This window comes from Paenibacillus sp. MABNR03, assembly GCF_050455445.1.
Classification (GTDB): domain Bacteria; phylum Bacillota; class Bacilli; order Paenibacillales; family Paenibacillaceae; genus Paenibacillus; species Paenibacillus xylanilyticus.
The window spans coordinates 2048904-2068752 of the sequence record NZ_JBCIYR010000001.1 but is presented as its reverse complement, the minus strand read 5'-3'; the positions used below and the strand labels follow the sequence as shown (position 1 = coordinate 2068752).

Annotated in this window: 15 protein-coding genes and 1 pseudogene; 13 read left to right on the top strand and 3 right to left on the bottom strand. The window is 45.0% G+C overall.

Going from position 1 to position 19849, the window contains the following annotated elements:
• Window positions 1–885 carry a LysR family transcriptional regulator gene (locus tag AAIH57_RS08720; RefSeq protein WP_175399110.1) on the bottom strand — a complete coding sequence of 295 codons (885 nt, stop codon included), beginning with the start codon at window positions 883–885 and terminating at the stop codon, window positions 1–3.
• A gap of 112 nt (window positions 886–997) precedes the next feature.
• Between AAIH57_RS08720 and zwf the strand changes: the two genes are divergently transcribed.
• The 9 genes from zwf (at window position 998) to AAIH57_RS08675 (ending at window position 12125) form a co-directional block, all read left to right on the top strand.
• The gene (gene zwf / locus AAIH57_RS08715) at window positions 998–2521 is read left to right on the top strand and encodes a glucose-6-phosphate dehydrogenase (protein ID WP_430021277.1); all 1524 of its coding nucleotides are present in this window, start codon (window positions 998–1000) and stop codon (window positions 2519–2521) included.
• A 34-nt stretch (window positions 2522–2555) separates the two neighbouring features.
• A complete protein-coding gene (fsa, locus tag AAIH57_RS08710; RefSeq protein WP_175399108.1) occupies window positions 2556–3221 on the top strand; it encodes a fructose-6-phosphate aldolase in 666 nt (221 codons plus the stop codon).
• 70 nt (window positions 3222–3291) lie between these two features.
• Window positions 3292–4710, top strand: coding sequence for an NADP-dependent phosphogluconate dehydrogenase (gene gndA / locus AAIH57_RS08705; RefSeq protein WP_430021276.1), 1419 nt, complete (start codon window positions 3292–3294; stop codon window positions 4708–4710).
• Window positions 4711–5020: 310 nt separating this feature from the next.
• Window positions 5021–6121, top strand: coding sequence for a metallophosphoesterase (locus AAIH57_RS08700; protein ID WP_430021275.1), 1101 nt, complete (start codon window positions 5021–5023; stop codon window positions 6119–6121).
• Window positions 6122–6406: 285 nt separating this feature from the next.
• Complete coding sequence (locus AAIH57_RS08695; RefSeq protein ID WP_430021274.1) at window positions 6407–6736, top strand: hypothetical protein; 330 nt, start codon at window positions 6407–6409, stop codon at window positions 6734–6736.
• A 293-nt stretch (window positions 6737–7029) separates the two neighbouring features.
• The gene (gene licT, locus AAIH57_RS08690) at window positions 7030–7872 is read left to right on the top strand and encodes a BglG family transcription antiterminator LicT (RefSeq protein ID WP_430021273.1); all 843 of its coding nucleotides are present in this window, start codon (window positions 7030–7032) and stop codon (window positions 7870–7872) included.
• A gap of 125 nt (window positions 7873–7997) precedes the next feature.
• A complete protein-coding gene (locus AAIH57_RS08685; protein ID WP_175399104.1) occupies window positions 7998–9920 on the top strand; it encodes a beta-glucoside-specific PTS transporter subunit IIABC in 1923 nt (640 codons plus the stop codon).
• 32 nt (window positions 9921–9952) lie between these two features.
• Window positions 9953–11416 (top strand): glycoside hydrolase family 1 protein, encoded by a 1464-nt coding sequence (locus tag AAIH57_RS08680; protein WP_175399103.1) that lies wholly within the window; start codon window positions 9953–9955, stop codon window positions 11414–11416.
• Between the two features lie 142 nt (window positions 11417–11558).
• Window positions 11559–12125, top strand: a complete 567-nt coding sequence (locus tag AAIH57_RS08675; protein ID WP_430021271.1) for a 5' nucleotidase, NT5C type — start codon at window positions 11559–11561, stop codon at window positions 12123–12125.
• 25 nt (window positions 12126–12150) lie between these two features.
• On the opposite strand, the gene AAIH57_RS08670 is transcribed toward AAIH57_RS08675, so the two are convergent.
• Together AAIH57_RS08670 and AAIH57_RS08665 are read right to left on the bottom strand one after the other, a co-directional pair.
• On the bottom strand, window positions 12151–13020 hold the full coding sequence (locus AAIH57_RS08670) for a helix-turn-helix domain-containing protein (RefSeq protein WP_430021269.1): 870 nt from the start codon (window positions 13018–13020) through the stop codon (window positions 12151–12153).
• Window positions 13021–13268: 248 nt separating this feature from the next.
• A pseudogene (locus tag AAIH57_RS08665) lies at window positions 13269–14107 on the bottom strand (histidine phosphatase family protein).
• A gap of 450 nt (window positions 14108–14557) precedes the next feature.
• Here AAIH57_RS08665 and AAIH57_RS08660 point away from each other — a divergent pair.
• The 4 genes from AAIH57_RS08660 (at window position 14558) to AAIH57_RS08645 (ending at window position 19833) form a co-directional block, all read left to right on the top strand.
• Window positions 14558–17254 carry a family 78 glycoside hydrolase catalytic domain gene (locus AAIH57_RS08660; RefSeq protein ID WP_430021268.1) on the top strand — a complete coding sequence of 899 codons (2697 nt, stop codon included), beginning with the start codon at window positions 14558–14560 and terminating at the stop codon, window positions 17252–17254.
• Window positions 17255–17353: 99 nt separating this feature from the next.
• Window positions 17354–17887: a GNAT family N-acetyltransferase gene (locus tag AAIH57_RS08655; protein ID WP_175399098.1), complete on the top strand. Its 534-nt coding sequence runs from the start codon at window positions 17354–17356 to the stop codon at window positions 17885–17887.
• Window positions 17888–18026: 139 nt separating this feature from the next.
• On the top strand, window positions 18027–19115 hold the full coding sequence (locus AAIH57_RS08650; RefSeq protein ID WP_430021267.1) for an acyltransferase: 1089 nt from the start codon (window positions 18027–18029) through the stop codon (window positions 19113–19115).
• 157 nt (window positions 19116–19272) lie between these two features.
• Window positions 19273–19833, top strand: coding sequence for an AAA family ATPase (locus AAIH57_RS08645; RefSeq protein ID WP_175399096.1), 561 nt, complete (start codon window positions 19273–19275; stop codon window positions 19831–19833).
• The last annotated feature ends 16 nt before the right edge of the window (window positions 19834–19849 follow it).

Here is a 19849-nt window from a genome sequence, read left to right as displayed (position 1 = left end):
TCAACTTTTGAAAATAAGATCCATAAATCGGTTTGCCGCCAAAGATATGGGCATATTTCGTTTGGTCATAATCCCCACATGGGAAGGAGGAAGAGGGACGTCGAGCTGAATTTCAAACAGAGAACCCTCCTCCAGCTCTTTCGAGATAAACTCACGAGTCACATAGGAAATACCCAAGCCCCGCCGTGCAAATTCAATGAGCAAATCCACGCTGCCGACCTCAATTTCAGGCTTTAATGTGTAACCATAGCTATTAAATAGCTCAGTAATGGCCATCCGAACCCGACTGTTCCGCGAGAAGAGAATCAGTTGGTGTTCAAGCAGCATGTCCAGTGTCATCACTTTGTCCTTCAACTGGGCATAACGTTCACCTGCGACAAAGCAATCCTTGAGCTGGATGCTTTCCCTTACTTCCAGCTGAGGATCGACAATAGGCATACGTACTACACCGAGATCAATTTTGCCCTCTTTCAGAAACGTAATGACTTCGGGTGTTGTTCCATGACTCAGATGCAGCTTGATGTTTGGATACAGGACATGGAATTCTTCCAAATACGCAAGCATGTAGTGCTTGAACAAGGAGTCACTGCCGCCAATTCTCAGTTCTCCGCTGTCGAGACTTTTCAAAGCAGCCATTTTTTCTTCAGCGAGTGAGATCAGAATCTGGGATTGTTCGATGTAGGAGTATAAACTAACGCCTTCCTGAGTCAATGCAACTCCCTTGGAATTCCGGTAAAACAACGTAAGACCAAAGCTCTCTTCCAACTGCTTGATGGCATGGCTGACGCTGGGTTGAGTGATATAGAGTGCTTTCGCGGCTTGGGTTAAACTTCCCGTTTTTGCTGCCCAGTAAAAGACTTTATATAATTCATAATTTGTTGTCATAGATATCGTCTATAGCTCCTGTGAAATATATTAATTACTTGTATGGCTATAAAACGTATTATAGTGTAACTACAGCAAAGAAACCAGAGTTACTTGGAAGGAGAACGGTGATATGGAACCAACGAGCATTATTTTGTTTGGTGCTACTGGCGATTTAGCCAAAAGAAAAATATATCCTGCCTTATACAATTTATACATTGAGCAGAAACTTCCGGAAACCTTCTCGCTGATTGGCCTTGGCCGTAGAGAATGGTCTGATGAATTCTTTCAGGCGCAAGTTGAAAAATCACTGAATGAATTTTCCAGACGCAAGGCGGATCCTGAACGCGTGAAGTCGTTTGTGCAGGCTTTTCGCTACAATGTATTGAATATAAGTCATAAGGAAGATTATATAAAGCTGTTAAGTCTTGTTGAACAGAGAGAAGCAGAGCTGGGCATTCCGTCCAATCGCCTGTTCTATCTGTCTGTTGGACCAGAGTTCTTCGAACCGATTGCTGAAAATATCCAGAACAGCGGACTGGGTTCCACTGAAGGCTGGAAACGCCTCGTGATCGAGAAACCGTTTGGCCATGATCTGCAGTCGGCCCGTGATCTCAATCGCAAATTGAGCGAAGCATTCACGGAAGAAGAAATTTATCGGATTGACCATTACTTGGGCAAACCGATGGTACAGCGTTTGGAAACCCTGCACCAGAGCAACCCGATCATGAAAGCATTATGGAACAACCGTTACATCTCCAACGTGCAAATCACGGCTAACGAGACGGTCGGCGTGGAGGAACGGGCATCCTATTATGATCATGTGGGCGCAGTGCGGGATATGTTCCAGAATCATATGCTACAATTGCTGATGATGATGGCTATCCAGCTTCCATACAACAGCACTACCGAAAAAGTTGGACTCAAGAAAAAGCATATTATGGAATCAATCGAGCCTTTGCAGAAACAGAGCGTAGGCACCAGCGTGATTCGGGGACAATATGCTGAGGGAACCATTCAAGGCAAAGCAGTGAGCGCGTATGCTGCTGAACCAGGTGTTGCCGAAAATACAATGAACGATACCTTCATCGCTGCAAAATTGCAGATTGATGACTTCTTCTGGCGCGGCGTTCCATTCTACATCCGCACGGGTAAACGAATGAAGGAGAAATCAACACGTATCGTCATTGAATTCAAGGAGCCATCAGGTCAGGCAAATGCAACGAAGAGCAACGGTTCCAAACCGAACCTGCTTGTCATTGAAATGAGTCCTGATCAAAGCATGACATTGCAGCTCAATGCAAGCGACCCTCAAAATAAGGGGGAGTTCAAGCCTGTGCATATTGATCTGGCGCCTGATCGGGAGGATCTTGCCGAAGCTTATGAGAACCTGATCCGTGATGCGCTGCATGGCGATCCAACATTCTTCGCGCATTGGGATGAAGTTGAATTGTCTTGGGCTTGGGTACAGCCGATCCTGGATGCATTTGAGGAAAATCTGCTGCCACTTCATCTGTACCCTGCAGGCAGCTACGGCCCTGTTGAATCAGATGAAATGCTTGCTGCAGAAGGCCACCATTGGTGGTTCGATGAACCGTCAGATCAGTCTGCTGAAGATGCAACTGCCGCACCATTAGCTGTAAATGCAAACTTGTAAATAAAATAAAACAAATTAACTGGAGGGTTTTAACATGAAATTTTTCATCGATACAGCAAACTTGGAAGACATCAAAAAAGCGTATAAAATCGGCGTCCTGTCCGGTGTAACAACCAACCCGTCATTGGTAGCCAAAGAAGGCATTAAATTTGAAGATCGCATTGAGGAAATTTTGCGTGAAGTACCTGAAGTTGAATCCGTATCTGCGGAAGTAACTCCAGATGCAATTACTGCTGAAGAGATGATTGCTCAAGCTGATGAACTGATCAAAATCAACAACAACGACAAAAACATTACAATCAAGCTGCCAATGACACTTGCAGGGCTTGAAGCATGTCGTTACCTGACCAAAAAAGGCGTAAAAACCAATGTAACGTTGATCTTCACCGTTAACCAGGCACTTCTGGCTGCACGCGCTGGCGCAACTTATGTATCTCCATTCCTCGGTCGTCTGGATGATATTTCTGAAGATGGTGTTCAATTGGTTGCCAAAGTTGCTGAATTGTTCCGTACACATAACCTGGATGCGCAAATTATTGCGGCATCGGTAAGACATCCGGACCACGTTACACGTGTAGCGATGGCTGGAGCACATATTGCTACCGTTCCATTCGCGGTTATTGAACAAATCTCCAAGCACCCACTGACTGATCAAGGCATGGACAAATTTGCAGCTGACTGGAAAAAAACAGTTCAATAAGATTAACTGTTAAATATTGAATCTTATCCGATTAACGTTCATATAAAACATGGGGTATGGGGAGGACAAAATGAGTAAACAACAGATTGGTGTTATTGGACTTGCAGTAATGGGCAAAAACCTGGCCCTTAATATTGAAAGCAAAGGATTTTCGGTATCGGTGTTCAACCGTTCCCCAGAGAAAACAAACGATCTTCTGAAAGAAGCTGAAGGCAAAAACCTGACAGGCGCGTTCTCCATTGAAGAGTTCGTGGCATCCCTGGAATCTCCGCGCAAAATTCTGATCATGGTTCAAGCCGGTAAAGCAACAGATGCGACTATTGAGCAATTGCTTCCTCACTTGGATGAGGGTGACATCATTATTGATGGAGGGAACGCATACTTCCCTGATACGCAACGCCGCAGCAAAGAGCTGGAAGAGAAGGGCTTCCGTTTCATTGGTGCAGGTGTATCCGGCGGTGAAGAAGGCGCGCTGAAAGGTCCGGCAATCATGCCTGGCGGTCAAGAAAGTGCATACGAATTGGTGGAACCCATCCTGACTGCCATTTCGGCTAAAGTTGGAGATGATGCCTGCAGTACGTACATTGGACCAGACGGTGCGGGTCACTACGTGAAAATGGTCCACAACGGCATTGAATACGGGGATATGCAGTTGATTGGTGAAGCTTACCACCTGCTCAAATCCGTACTGAATGTTTCCGTTGAGGAGCTGCACGAAATCTTCACGGAGTGGAATCAAGGCGAACTGGACAGCTATCTGATCGAGATTACGGCTGATATCTTCTCCAAATACGATCCGGAAACTGGCAAACCGATGGTAGACGTCATTCTGGATGCTGCCGGACAAAAAGGAACAGGCAAATGGACAAGCCAAAGTGCGCTGGATCTCGGCGTACCATTGTCCATGATTACGGAATCCGTATTCTCCCGTTTCCTGTCCGCAATGAAAGAAGAGCGTGTTGCTGCGAGCAAAATCCTGAATGGACCTGCCGTGGAAGCATTCTCCGGAGATAAAAAAGCGTTCATCGAGAGCGTACGCAAAGCGTTGTTCGCTAGTAAAATCGTATCCTACGCACAAGGCTTTGCCCAAATGCGTGCAGCTTCCGATGAATATGGCTGGGATCTGAAATACGGCAACATCGCCATGATCTTCCGCGGTGGTTGCATTATCCGTTCACAGTTCCTGCAAAACATCAAAGAAGCATACGACAAGGATGCAGAACTCAAAAACCTGCTTCTCGATCCGCACTTCCAAAACATCGTTGAATCCTACCAGGATGCTTGGCGTGAAGTCGTAGCAGCTGCTGTAAAACAGGGTATTCCGGTGCCTGGCTTCTCCAGTGCGCTGTCTTATTACGACAGCTACCGCACAGAACGCCTGCCAGCAAACCTGCTGCAAGCTCAACGTGACTACTTCGGCGCTCACACCTTCAAACGTGTGGACAAAGAGGGTTCATTCCACTTCCAATGGATGGACACCAACGAGTAATCCATGTGGATTCACTCTTCTGAATATTAATTGTGCAAGCATGCTTGCATTCGTTGATGAGTTCTACACTCAGAACGAATGCCGGCATGCTTTTTTAACTTTTTGGATGAGCAAATTGCGTTGTAACATTCCTTACCTATTGGTTGGAATTTAAGTATCACCAAATTGTAATAAAATGTACGTATCTAAGGTGTGGAAGGAGATGCCTGGACCCCATAAACTGCGTTATACTGGTTCAGACAGACTATTTTTCTATGGTCGGTTATGTGAATTCAGCAATCAACTTATTGACGTGGAGGTTAACCGGAGCATGTTCGTATTGGCAGGCATTTTGTTTTTGGTTGTATACGGTTTATTGGTGTTCTACATAGGGTGGAGCGGCTGGAGCTGGATGAAGCCCGTCGTGTCAGCCAGGTTTCGCTGGTTCTATATTATAGCGATTGTATTTCTAGCGGTTTCCTTCATCCTGGCAAGGCTTTTTGGTAGTATTTCCTTCCTCAGTGTCATTGGTTCTTATTGGCTGGCAATCTTTTCTTTGCTGTTGTTGATCCTGCCAGTTATCCATTTAACGTTGTGGCTGCTCCGATTAACGCGGATTCCTAGGCATCACTCGCAGAAGTGGGCGGGAGCGGTTACTCTTGTGTTGCTGCTCTCAACGATGGCTTACGGGATTTTTAACGCATACAGCCCGGTAGTGAGAGAGTACAGCATTCAAATTGATAAAAAGGTGGAAGGAATCGACAGTCTCAACATTGTCATGGCCGCAGACATGCATTTTGGACTTCTCTCTGGTCCTGGTCATGCCAAGCGTATGGTAGAGGAAATCAACGCCCTTAAGCCTGATCTAGTTCTCTACCCGGGCGACATCATTGATGACAATCTGGACATGTACCTGGGTAGTGGTATTGCAGATATCATTAGCGGTATTCAGGCACCCTACGGTGTCTACGCGTCTCTTGGAAACCATGACAAGTTCGACGGGCCGGTCGAAGATCTGATTGCTGCGCTGGAGAAAAGTAATATGCAGGTTCTGTACGATGACAAGATCATGTTGGACGATAAGATTACCCTGATTGGGCGCAAAGACAAAACGGAAAATGATCGTGCCGAAATAGCTGCTCTGATGCAGGATACCGATCTCAGTAAGCCGGTGCTGATGATGGATCATCAGCCGTATGATCTGGATATTGCGGAGCAAAATAACGTTGATCTGGTTGTGTCCGGTCACACTCACCGTGGACAGATTGCACCAGCTCAATTCATTACACAGGCGATTTACGAAAACGATTGGGGGTACCTTCAAAAAGGTTCCATGCACTCCATTGTGACATCGGGATTCGGCTTCTGGGGACCACCGATCCGCACGAGCAGCCGTTCCGAAATTGTTCAGATTCATGTTACATTCCAGTAATAGACTCAGAAGGCCCTTCAAAAAATGAAGGGCCTTCTATATACAGAAATGATTTTTTTTAACGAACTTAATACATCTAACCTGTGTTTATGTAAATAGAGCTTGTTTACTTTGGAAACACGGTCATTAATAATCTATACTTCCCAAGAAAGAGTTGATCTATTGTACACAGGAAGACATTCCAGAAAACGAACACGATTTGTACCCGTAATTTTATTCGTACTAGTTTTATTAGTTTGCTATTTTTGTTGGAATATAAACCAGTCTAAGGAATCTCAGGTTCCTTTGGAGGCACTTGAACTTACCCAGGCACCACCTGAGGTCGAGAAGTTAATTGAAGGACAAGCCAGGAAGTTTGAAGTGTTAGCTGCTGAGCATGAGGGGTGGATTTATATATATTATGAAATTGACGAAGGTGACTACACAACAATCGATACGAAGATATTGAATACCTACAAACAATATGTAGTACAGATTACCGTAAATCATGCGGCTAATGATCAATGGATAAACAGTTACAAACTCGTACGATTTGAACGTTCAGAAAACAAGTCATTAGTGACTGAAGTGACCGATAGAACCCCAATCGTGAGGCAAGTACACATTAGTAATTGAAAATTGGTTTTACACCACAGCTCATTGGCAATACTCTATAGAGTGCAAAGAGAAAGACTTGGAAAGTAATCTTGCTAAGATTAAAGCCCTATTTAAAGGGAATGATCCATGTAACCCATGGATGTAAATGAGACAGTGGTAGCATTTTTGGTTGACACCGTTTTCAGGTTGTGATAAATTTATATCCGAGGCTTGTTACCGGTAATGCGGGCAAAACCACTATGGAAATGATTTTATTATTTCTATTTTGGTTTTGCCCTTTTTTAATCCTCAAAAAAAACGGGTGGTCCAGAATGATTATTAAACAGATATTTAATAACAATATTGTCAGTACCGTGGATGACAAACATCAGGAACTGCTGATCCTCGGCCGGGGTATCGGGTTTAAGTTCAAAGTCGGTGATGAGATTGATGAGGAACGGATCGAGAAAGTATTCCGTCTTCAGGATGCATCGATCTATGAGAAGTTCAAGTCCATCGTAACTGAAGTGCCGATTGAAATCCTGCAGGCGACAGATGATATCGTAACGCTGGCACGTACGCAATTGAACAAAACCATCAGTGACGGGATTTATGTCTCATTGTCGGATCACATTCATTTTGCCGTCCAGCGTATGGAAAAGGGCATGATCACGAGGAATCCGCTTTCCTGGGAAGTGCAGCACTTTTACAAGGCCGAGTACGATGTGGCCCGAGAAGCGCTCACGCTGCTGAAGGAAAGATTGGATATTGATTTTCCCAAAGATGAAATTTGCAATATTGCCCTGCATTTTATCAATGCGGAAGTCAATGACTCCATGAATGATGTGACCCATCTCATGCAGCTGCTTCAGGAAATCATGAACATTATCAAATATCACTTCAATGTCGAATTGGATGAAGATAGCGTTAATTATTTTCGCTTCATCACACATTTGAAATACTTCTGCCAGAGAGTCATTACGCATTCAACGCATGATGATGCAGAGGAGTATCTATATGAGGTTGTTCGGAAAAACTATCCGGAAACCTTCAAGTGTATCGGCAAGATCGAAACCTTTATCCATAAGAATTATCAATACGATATGACACACTCGGAGCAGTTATATCTAACGCTCCATCTGGAGCGGTTAATGAAGACGAAGCGAGAAAAATAGATTTTAACTAAATAACCCATGGGCTTGTTACTGTTCAATCAGGCAATACCCGAATGAAATGACGCGAACATCATGTGTCGTATTCGTTCGGGTATTTTTGTTGGAAAAAATGAGGAGGAATGAACATGAAACATCAGGAAACGGCACAGGAAATCATCAAAGCCGTTGGGGGAACAAACAATATCAACTCCGTATATCACTGTGTTACACGGCTGAGATTTGATCTGAAAAATAATGACAAAGTCGATAATAACTCACTTAAGAAACTGGATAAAGTCATGGGAACGAATATCTCCGGGGATCAATTCCAGGTAATTATTGGTAATGATGTGTCAAAAGTATTTGATGCCATGGTGAAGGAACATCCCGCCATACAGCAAAGTTCAGAAAATAAAGAACCTAAAGCGGAAAAAAACAAAAATGTAATCCTCAAAATATTTGAAACGATTGCAGGAGTCTTCGCACCAATGCTGCCAGCAATCACAGCTGCAGGTATGCTTAAAGGATTGCTTGCTCTATTTGTATCGCTAGGCTGGATGTCGGCTGGTACGGATACGTATCGCATTCTCTCAGCTATCGGTGATGGCGTATTCCATTACCTTCCACTGTTGATTGCTGTCAGTGCTGCCCGCAAATTTGGCAGTAACCCGTTTGTCGCGATTGCGCTAGGCACCGCGCTGATGTATCCGGATATGAGCACGCTGCTCTCCAGCGGCGAATCCGTAGCATTTATCGGCATACCGGTAACGGCAGTAAGTTATGCTTCTTCGGTTATCCCGATTTTGCTGGCGGTATGGTTGATGTCCTATGTTGAGAAGTGGGTTGACCGGGTGATCCCGGCAGCATTGAAACTGCTGCTTGTGCCACTGATTACCTTGCTTGTCATGGTTCCGGTTACGCTGATCGCGATCGGTCCACTGGGCACATTTGTAGGTAACGGATTGTCAGGCGGTATTAACTGGCTGCTGAATGAAGGCGGATTGATTGCGGGTATCGTTCTTGGGGGCGCAATGGCGCTGATTATTATGACAGGAATGCACTATGCGCTCGTTCCGATTATCCTGAGCAACATTGCTACACTGGGCTTTGATAAATTCTTGCCACTGACGTATATCTCCAACATGGGTCAAGCCGGGGCAACTCTGGGTGTATTCTTCCGTGCAAAAGACAAAAAGCTCAAAACTGTTGCATTGTCTACCAGCTTTACAGCGTTAATGGGTGTAACCGAGCCGGCAATGTACGGCGTTAACATGAAATATAAAAAACCTTTTGCTGCAGCGATGATTGGTAGTGCTGTAGGTGGTGGATTCGCCCTGGCATTTGGAGCCAAGGCTTATGTTCTTGCCGGTAACGGCGGACTTCCTGGACTGCCTTCCCTAATTGGACAAACGTTCTGGTATTCCCTGATTGGTATGATCCTTGCTTTCGTGGTAGGTGCAATTATGTCTACGGTATTCGGGATTAAGGAAGAAGAAGGAGACGCTGAGGCACTCGCTCAATTCTCACCTGGTGCTTCTTCTGCACCATCGGCAGCACCCTCCAATGAGAATGCTGCAACGGTGAACGTGGATGACATGGGTACTCCAACGCCAACAAGTGATGCGGTAGCCGTGGCTCCTATGACAGGAAAAGCAATCCCGCTGAAAGAAGTCAATGACCCTACGTTTGGCGACGAATTGATGGGGAAAGGTGTTGCATTTGTTCCAACCGTAGGTGAGCTCGTATCGCCAGTAACAGGAACGGTTATGAACGTGTTCAAAACGAAACATGCCATCGTTGTCCGCAGTGATAATGGAATGGAACTTCTGATCCATGTGGGAATCAACACCGTTAAATTGCGCGGTCAATACTTCGAATCCCATGTCGCTACAGGAACCCGGGTGCAGGCTGGAGACAAATTGCTTTCGTTTGAACTGGACCAAATTGCTAAAGAGTACGACATTACAACGGCCATGGTCGTTACGAATACGGCAGACTATGAAGAGATTCAGCCTGTGAAATTGGGCGAAATCACGATGGGTGAAGAGGTATTGAAAGCCCGGATTTAATTTCTAAATCATTGAGAAGAGGAGAGATACGCATGATCAATCGACAAGGGTTTCCGGAAGGTTTTCTGTGGGGCGGCGCCATTGCCGCCAATCAGGCTGAAGGTGGATTCGATGCAGGTGGCAAAGGATGGTCCACGGCGGACATGGTTCCCTATTTTGAGAAAAAAGACTACACCAATCTTAGAGAACTCATGCATGTGACTAGTGCGACCGTTGAGAAAGCGATGGCCCACCATAGTGCGAAGGGTTATCCGAAACGTTATGGCATTGACTTTTACCACCGTTTCAAAGAAGACATTGCGCTCTTCGCAGAGCTTGGTTTCAAGACATTCCGTCTGTCAATCAACTGGCCGCGTATTTTCCCGAATGGCTATGATGCGGAGCCTAATGAAGAGGGACTGCGCTTCTATGACGAAGTGTTTGACGAGCTGAACAGACACGGAATCGAGCCGCTCGTGACGTTGTCCCACTACGAAATGCCAATGTCGTTGGTCCTCAAGTACAACGGCTGGGCTGGCCGGGAAGTCATTGGACATTTTGTGAGATACGCCGAAACAGTGATGACCCGTTACAAGGACAAGGTGAAATACTGGTTGACGTTTAATGAAATCAACACGACCATTATTGAACCGTTCACAGGTGGAGGCATCATCGAAGACCGTGTGGATAACGTAATGCAGGCTTCGTATCAGGCTCTTCACCACCAATTCGTTGCCAGCAGTCTGGTTACGGAAAAAGCACGTCAGATTAACCCGCAGTTCAAGATTGGCTGCATGCTTGCGCGCATGATTCATTACCCGGCCACATCGAAGCCGGAAGATGTTTTGCAGGCACAGATTGATAATCAGCTGAACCTGCTGCATACGGATGTACAGGTTCGCGGAAGCTATCCAACCTTCATGGCTCGTTATTGGGCTGACCATGGAATTTCCATTGTTATGGAACCAGGCGATGAAGAGATTTTGAAAAAGCACACGGTTGATTTCATCTCGTTCAGTTATTACACTTCCTTGGTATCTGCCGTAAATCCTGAGGAATATGGAGTAACCGGAGGCAATCTGTACAGCACGATCAAAAACCCGAATCTGGAACGTACAGAATGGGGCTGGCAGCTTGATCCGATTGGCCTTCGCGTGGCGCTCAAAGAGTTGTACGATCGTTACCAATTACCTTTATTCGTGGTGGAGAACGGGCTTGGTGCCAAAGACACGGTTGAGGCAGACGGCTCCATTAACGATGACTACCGGATTGACTATCTGAGAAAGCATATTACGCAAATGAAGGAAGCGGTTATGGATGGTGTAGACCTTATGGGCTATACCAACTGGGGGGCGATCGACATCATCAGTGCATCCACTTCCGAGATGTCCAAGCGTTATGGCGTAATATATGTCGATCAGGACGACAACGGACAAGGCACCTTGAACCGGTATAAGAAAAAGAGCTTTGGCTGGTATCAAAAAGTCATTGCTTCCAACGGAGAAGATTTGGCTTAATTCCAAGGGCAGCCCCAAGCGCAGCAATTGTAGCGGCGCAGGGGCGCCTTTTTTATTGGTGTGAACAGTGGGTATGATTGTAAAAAGAATAGCTTCATGACACCCGGGGTGATATACTGTGTTCGTACTGGGGAGGGATAACATGAAAAAACCAATCATTGCCGTAGATATGGATGATACAATCTGTCATCTGGTCAAGCGAGCCATTTATCACAACAACATCAACTTCCCGACCCATCCGCTGCGTTATGAGGATATGATTCATTGGGATACATCCCACTTGCGACATCCGGATAGCACTCATGACGTTTTTTATGGTCGACCGGGACTGTTTGAGGAGCTGGAGCTGTACGACGAGTACGTTGTGGAAGAGATGGAAAAGCTGAATGAAGCGTATGATGTTATTATTGTGACGGCAGCAGACCCGAAAACCGTAGTGGAGAAGTGGAACTGGCTTCAGCGCCATATGCCTTTTATCTCGGCAGAGCAGTTTATCACTTGTAAACGAAAGAATCTGATTAACTTTGACTTGTTAATTGATGATGGCGCACATAACCTGATTCCAGCCTGGAATGAGGGGAAAAAAGTCATTTGCATACCCCATCCGTGGAATGGAAGTGAACGGGAGCAGTATCCGTTTCCCTTAATGTCCAGTTGGAAAGGTGCCAAAACATACATAGATGATCTGTTTCAGACCACCGATATCTAGACCAGGCATATAAATGTCCAGAGCATCAGACTCTGGATTTTTTGCGGTATACCAGCGGAGTTTCACCCGTAATCCGTTTGAAGACGGCGTAAAATGTATCTACATCCCGGTAACCGACCAGCTCAGCGATGAGGCTGACTTTATGCTGTGAATTCCTTAGGAACTCACGGCTTTTTTGTATACGCAGGTGCTGCAGGTACGAGCTAAACGTCTGTCCAGTATAACTAAGGAACATGCGGCCAATCTGCTTTTCACTCCAGCCGGAACGGTTTGACAGATCACTCATCCGAATTCGCTTGCTTAGGTGCTGATCCAGATAATGAAGGATATGTTCAAAATCAGCAGGCAGCCTTTGTTCACCATGCATTTTCTGATGCAGCTGCCGGTAGGTTGTCACGACGAGCTGACTAACGAGCGTGTATAACATGGTGGAAGAACCGATGCCCGTAACCGAAGTTTCACGGTATAGCTTCACCATCAGCTCTTCGACCTGTTGATGCTGATCTGAAATGGATACATAAGGGACTTTATTTTTGGCCAGATCGATCAGGTGACTTCGAATGTCCTCTTCCTGAATGGTGGCTGCCAGTTTGTGAATCAGTTCCATGTTGAACAGACAGTTATATATAATGAGCGGATGCTCTGAGACGTTGGAAGATGCGGGACGGAACACATGGGGAATCCCAACTGGAATGACAAAAAGCATGCCTTTCTGAACCGGAACGATATCCTGATCAATGTGATGAAAACCGGTGCCTTCCGCGACATAGCTGTACTCTATGAAATCGTGAGCATGGAAGGGAACGTTGAAATCCTCGGTACATCTATTGACAAAGAGCTGCAGATCAGAGTTGAAAAAGAATTCACTTTTGAACAAATGTATAGATGGATTCACGTCGTAACCTCCTTATTCAATAGATTATCATACTCGTATAGCAAACATACTTGAACTATCTAGAGAATGGTGGGGGATGGCAGGTTAGTTAAACAAGAAAGGTGCTTTATAAGCACCTTTCATAGTTATTCTACGTGTATTGCATGTTTTAGTTACTCGACCAATCATGCTAATAATAGTGGGTAATGACCCTTTATCTTTGTGGTATGTCTAATACGATATGGCAGAAATAATGACTGATGTAACAGCTAATTCTTTTGCTTTTGTCCTTTTTCAACATATGACAAATCATTAACAGAGTCTACTGTATATTTACCATCTTTATACGTCACTTTTGAAATACTTGCGTTGCTTAATCCACTTGCTGGAACTTCTATGTTTTCATCAAGGTCTCCGAGTAGAGTAACAATACTCATTCCATGAGAAACAACTAAATGTTCCCACCACCGTCTTCTTTGGCTTCTTCAACAATATCATTTAAAGATTCTTGTAGTCTTGTCTCAATGGTTTTACTGTCCTCTGCCGGCCAGTTTACTCCTTCTTCGACATTTGCTTTATCTAATTCAGATAGGATGTCTGCAAATTCCTTTATACTCTTATAAAATCCGTTTTCCTGCATAAATTTCATATATTCTTCAACAGATAGCCCTTTCTTTTCAGCTACTGCTGCCATCATTTCTTCGTTCAACATGCCTTCGTACGTTCCAAAGTTATATTCCCTCAATCTTTTGTCTTTTGTAACTTCTAGATCGTCTTGTCCATTATTTGCTAAGATTAATTCTGCTGTTTCAATAGCTCTTCCGCTATCACTACTATAGGCTTTATTAAATTCTACATCTGATAATCCTTTTCCTAATGCTTCAGCTACCTCTACCCCTGCCGGTGTTAACGGTGCGTCGATCCACCCCTGTGAACGGTCTACCGTGTTTAACATCGTCTTTCCATGGCGAGCAAAGTAAATGACCACTTCATTATTCTTTTCAGTTTGACTCTCTGAACTCTGCACTTCACTACCTGATGTATTACTACATCCTGTCATCAGCATTGTTATAGCAGCTACGATGACTAAACCCTTTTTCCATTTCATTTTTCTGCCTCCTGTGTAAGTAAATATTTCCATACCCAGATAAACTCAAGTATGTAGGTAAATAGACTTGGATAGCATAACCATTCTACAAAAAGAAAAAACCTAATTTCCCCCAATAAAGATTCTCTTTATTGGGGGGGGAATTAGGTTTAGCTTGTTATACAACAATAACTATCCATCTCTATTTAACTAAAAGTCATTTTAACATAAAAACGCTTACAGTAAATACTTTATTTTAAAAAGCTAAAAATTACGCATTATGTTAGCTATTCATGCTTGTTATCGGATTTTGGTTTTAGAGAGCTTATGTTCATGAAAATAAGAAATGATGTGCATGGCTGAATTACCGGGTTAAACAGTCCTCGTTACCGGGTATTTCCGGTGACAGGATCAGTATAATTATAGCGTAAGCCCGTGTTGGAAACCACGATGGAAAGGAATGAATACCCTATGTTGACCGTTAGTCATCTTCGTTGTGAGTATAAAATAAACCCGATTGGACTGGACGTGAAATCGCCCAGATTAAGCTGGCAATTACAATCGGACCAGCGCAATTGTGTACAATCAGCCTATCAGATTCAGTTGTCCCTAACTGAAGGGCATGAACAAATTGAATGGGATTCCGGCAAAGTAAGTTCGGATCAGTCCATACATGTGGAATTAGACCATTGGCTGCCCCAGGCTCGAACTCGTTATTTCTATCGCATCCGTGTCTGGGACACGGCAGGGGAGCAATCCGACTGGTCCGAAACGGCTTTCTTCGAAATGGGACTGATGGATGGCACGAATGCTTGGCAGGCTAATTGGATTACGTCGAGACCGATTGACGAGCACGATTCATCCTGTCCTCGTCTTCGTACCACGTTTGAACTGGAACAGCCTATAGCCAGTGCGAGAATATATGTGACCGCCCTCGGGTTATATGCACTGCATCTGAATAACAAGAGAGTAGGGCAGGACTATTTTACACCCGGCTGGACCAGTTATGGTAAGCGATTACAATACCAGGTTTATGATGTCACGAATCTGCTTCAAGCGGGAAACAATATTCTAGGTGCCTATCTGGGAGATGGCTGGTATAAAGGGCATCTGGGATGGAACAAAGAGCAGAAAATATTTGGAGCTGAGGCAGCCTTGCTGCTGGAGCTTCATATTCACTATGCCGATGGATCGGAACAACGTATTCTGTCCAACGAGAGCTGGACGACAGCGAGCAGTGCCATCCGTATGTCGGACATTTATATGGGGGAGACATACGACGCACGGATGGAGGCGGATTGGATGGATACTTCTTCGACCATCTGGACTCCCGTCGAACGGCTTGAATATACAAAAGAGATCATCGTCGCTCAGGAGAATGTACCTGTTACCAAAGTACAGGAGCTCAAGCCCATTGCCTTGCTCACAACACCTCAGGGAGAACGGGTGCTGGACATGGGTCAAAATATGGTGGGCTGGGTGAAATTCAGCATACAGGGTGAGTCAGGACATACGGTTGAATTAAGGCATGCCGAGATTTTGGATCATGAGGGCAACTTCTATGTTGATAATCTTCGAGGAGCAGCGCAGTGTATTCAATATACCTTAAAGGGCGGGGGAACGGAGACGTACGAGCCTCATTTTACGTTTCAGGGATTTCGCTACGTCAAGCTTATCGGTTTCCCGGATGTGGTTGACCTGGATTGTTTCACAGGCGTGGTACTGCACTCCAACATGGAGCGAACAGGTGATTTCAAGTGCTCCAGTCCGCTGGTGAATCAGCTCCATCACAACATATTGTGGGGGCAAAAGGGGAATTTCCTTGACGTTCCTACGGACTGTCCGCAGCGTGATGAACGTCTAGGCTGGACGGGTGACGCACAGATGTTTGTCCGGACAGCCTCGTATCTGATGAACACAGGACCATTCTTCACCAAATGGCTGCGGGACCTCCGAGCGGACCAGGGTGAAGATGGTGGTATTCCTTTTTTTGTTCCGGATTTAAGGAGTTCAACTTCCGAAGGATGGGGAGATACCAGCCACTCTTCGGCTGCTTGGGGAGATGCGGCGGTAATCTGTCCGTGGACCATTTACGAGATGTATGGGGATGTCAGGCTGCTCGGTGAACAATATGAGAGTATGAAACGTTGGGTCCAGTATATTCACGAACAAGGCAGTAATCCGTATTTGTGGAACACCGGCTTTCACTTTGGAGACTGGTTGGGATTGGACTCCAAGCCGGACAGCTACATCGGTGCCACAGACAAGGATTTTGTGGCATCCGCATTCTATGCCTATTCTGTCTCACTTGTGCAGAAGGCGGCTGCCGTACTCGGTCAGGATGAAGATGCATCATATTATGACAAGTTACATGACAATATTGTAGCTGCATTCCGGGAAGAGTTTGTTACACCTGCGGGGAAAATCGCGGTTCCGACACAGACAGCTCATGTTCTCGCTCTTCATTTTGATCTGCTGGACTCCACTGCCAGGAAACGTGCCATCGATCAGTTGGGAAAATTGGTTGCGGAGGCGGGAAATCATTTGACAACCGGCTTTGTGGGCACTCCTTATTTGAACCCGGTTCTCAGCGATACAGGCCACCACGATCTGGCTTATACTTTGCTCTTTCAAGAAGATTACCCGTCATGGCTATATCAGGTTATACAAGGGGCAACGACCGTTTGGGAACATTGGGATGGAATAAGAGAAGATGGAAGTCTTTGGAGTGCAGATATGAACTCATTCAATCATTATGCGTACGGTGCCATCGGAGAATGGTTGTATCGTTATGTGGCAGGCATTCGTTCTGATGAGCAACATCCGGGCTTTCATGTTGTGCACATTGAGCCAGAGCCCGGTCCTGGGCTGGAGTGGGTGGAAGCAAGTCTCGACACGATGTATGGTCGTGTGGCATCAAGCTGGTATCGCCGGGAAAACAAGGAGATGGAAGTACATGTAACCATTCCTGCGAATGCAACAGGGACTGTTGTTCTGCCAGGTGCAAGTCTGCAGACGGTTTTGGAGAGCGGGCTTCCTCTGCACGACGTGCCTCATATTCAGGGTGTTCAAACGATAGAATCTCTTGTAAAGATTGAATTGGGATCTGGAAGTTATCAGTTCACATACAAATGTGTGGAGGAATCTGATGGCGTGATCGTGAAATAGTATAACAGCAGAACATTAGACCCGGGAAAGGATCTGCTTAAACGCAGATCCTCTTTTCTTTTTGCCTATAGAAATCAGAATGAGGAGAGTGTACTTCGTATGGTAAAAGAACAAGTCAGACTGGTTAAACCCTCAGTTGTGTATAAAGCAGCTTACATGGCATTTTATCAGGACTGGCTCAAAAGTGGAGAATTGATGGTACCTTGGGTTATTGCCAAAGATCCCAGTAATTTTGAAGAAATGATAGCCTCTTTACGTCGAAGCGAACAAGGAATGGACATCCCTGAAGGATGGGTGAAGGACAGTACATTTTGGCTGGTAACGGAGAGCGACAATGTGGTGGGAGCTGTAAATATCAGGCATGAACTTACCGACAAACTGTTCAACAGTGGTGGACATATCGGCTACGGAATTCGCCCGGGAGAGCGGCAGAACGGGTACGGTTCCCGGATTCTGGAGTTGAGTCTAAAAAAGGCGAGGGAGCTCGGTATTGTCAATGTGCTGGTTGTGTGCGACTCCCACAATACAGCTTCCAAAAAAGTCATTCTTCGAAATGGAGGTGTTCAGGATCAAGATTATATAGAGCCGGACGGAAACGTCGTAGAGCGATTCTGGATTAGCGATGTCGAATAATGCTGAATAATGATGTGAAATGGCGAAAATAATATGGATATCGATTGTATAACCCTCGCAGGCTGATTACAATGAAGCGTAGAATCTGGATTGCGGCCGGAAACTATCATCCCATATCAGTCATAAGTGAGGTTTTATTATGAATCAACCGGTTAATCGGCCCAAACGAATTGAGTATCTGGATCTCTATCGGGCTTTTGCCATCATGGCAGTGGTTGCCATCCATGCGACATCCACAGCAGTTGCGCATTACCCCAAGCAATCGATCGATCATGATTTTTATTATTTCTGGAACAGTTTTCTGCAATTTGCGGTGCCTGCATTTCTGTTTCTGTCCTCTCTTGTATTGTTCTACAACTACAGTGCCGGAACAAAGGAAAAGGGCTGGATGTTTAGGTTCTATAAAAAACGTCTGTTGTATGTTTTTGTGCCTTATTTGATCTGGTCCATGATTTATTTTCTGGTTAAACAGCTGCTGGCAGGCCATGATCCGATGTCTCACATGATGGTCTTCCTTACACAATTGCTGACAGGAACAGCTCATACGCATTTATACTTTTTTCTTATTATTCTGCAGTTTTATGCGATATTTCCACTGCTTCTTTTGCTGACCCGATATCGTTTATTTAAATATTGCTTGCCCTTATTCTTTATTGCGGCACAGGCTGTCTATTATGCATTGCATCTGCAGTTTCACTTCGAGCGAATGGGAAGTTTGCTGCCAAGTTACCTGATCGTTATCGGGTTTGGCGCCTGGGTTGGCTTGAACTTCGATGTTTCGTTGAAGAGACTGCGTGCTTATCGGTATTTGCTAATCTTGGCCTTTTTAAGTGGGGGCATCATTTTCATTTATGGAAATGACTACATAAAAATGTCCTTTGCCGCTTCTCCGGTCATGACCTATACGATACTGTTTTTGTTCCGCAATTTGTTTACACTTTCTGCCTGTTTGCTTTTGTTGATGACATGTGAACGAGTGTATGCAAGAAAACGGGATCGAACCCGCATGATAACTCGCCTGCTGAATTCACTGGGAACAGCTGCCTTCGGCGTATTCTTGATGCACCCATTCGTGCTGATGTTCTGGAGACGGGAATTCACCTCGGCACTGGTTCAACATTATAGTCTTGGCATTATTCTGTCATATGTCGCAGCGCTTTTACTCTCATGGGCAATAGCGATTGGATTGCGGCGAATCAGGTGGGGATGGGCGTTGATCGGAAGGTAACCTTGATTCACGTATATTAACATCTGAATAAGAGATTTCAGGCTCCTGATTAAAAGGGATGGCTTGAAATCTCTTTTTAATTTGCTTTTAAAGAGGTAATATGGATGAATGTCCAGAAAATTCAAATGGTATGGTTATCCAAATGAGGAGTGATCAGATGAAATTTATTATCATTTTTGGTCCGCAAGCTGTGGGGAAAATGACAGTCGGGCAGGAACTGGAGAAGATCACGGATCTGAAATTGTTTCACAATCACATGACGATTGAACTTGTGTCTCCCTATTTCAGCTATGATAGCCCCCAAGGGAAAAGACTTGTGGGTCTTTTCCGACAGGAAATTTTTGAAGAAGTGGCGAAGAGTGATCTTCCCGGCTTGATTTTCACATATGTGTGGGCTTTCGACCTGGAGCAGGACACAGCGTATATTCGTAGCATTAGTGAATTGTTTTCCTCTCAAGGCGGGCAAGTGTGTTATGTCGAATTGGAAGCAGACACCTCGGAACGGTTGGATCGTAACCGTAGTCCGCACCGCCTTCTGCATAAGGCAACGAAACGAAACGTAGAATGGTCTGAACAAGATTTGCTCGAGAGCATGAGGAACTATCGTTTAAATTCAGCGCCTGGAGAAATCACGCATGAGCACTATATTCGAATTAATAATACGCATAAAAGCCCTGAAGAGGTAGCCGAGGCGATCAAAAAAAGGTTTGATCTATAACCTCCAAAATCGATCA

Bases quoted from the DNA above. Each gene is read 5' to 3' on its own strand.
- AAIH57_RS08660 (WP_430021268.1), top strand. From the start codon at position 14,558: ATGTTGACCGTTAGTCATCTTCGTTGTGAGTATAAAATAAACCCGATT.
- gndA (WP_430021276.1), top strand. From the start codon at position 3,292: ATGAGTAAACAACAGATTGGTGTTATTGGACTTGCAGTAATGGGCAAA.
- zwf (WP_430021277.1), top strand. From the start codon at position 998: ATGGAACCAACGAGCATTATTTTGTTTGGTGCTACTGGCGATTTAGCC.
- AAIH57_RS08720 (WP_175399110.1), bottom strand. From the start codon at position 885: ATGACAACAAATTATGAATTATATAAAGTCTTTTACTGGGCAGCAAAA.
- AAIH57_RS08655 (WP_175399098.1), top strand. From the start codon at position 17,354: ATGGTAAAAGAACAAGTCAGACTGGTTAAACCCTCAGTTGTGTATAAA.
- AAIH57_RS08645 (WP_175399096.1), top strand. From the start codon at position 19,273: ATGAAATTTATTATCATTTTTGGTCCGCAAGCTGTGGGGAAAATGACA.
- fsa (WP_175399108.1), top strand. From the start codon at position 2,556: ATGAAATTTTTCATCGATACAGCAAACTTGGAAGACATCAAAAAAGCG.
- AAIH57_RS08685 (WP_175399104.1), top strand. From the start codon at position 7,998: ATGAAACATCAGGAAACGGCACAGGAAATCATCAAAGCCGTTGGGGGA.
- AAIH57_RS08680 (WP_175399103.1), top strand. From the start codon at position 9,953: ATGATCAATCGACAAGGGTTTCCGGAAGGTTTTCTGTGGGGCGGCGCC.
- AAIH57_RS08675 (WP_430021271.1), top strand. From the start codon at position 11,559: ATGAAAAAACCAATCATTGCCGTAGATATGGATGATACAATCTGTCAT.
- AAIH57_RS08650 (WP_430021267.1), top strand. From the start codon at position 18,027: ATGAATCAACCGGTTAATCGGCCCAAACGAATTGAGTATCTGGATCTC.
- AAIH57_RS08700 (WP_430021275.1), top strand. From the start codon at position 5,021: ATGTTCGTATTGGCAGGCATTTTGTTTTTGGTTGTATACGGTTTATTG.
- licT (WP_430021273.1), top strand. From the start codon at position 7,030: ATGATTATTAAACAGATATTTAATAACAATATTGTCAGTACCGTGGAT.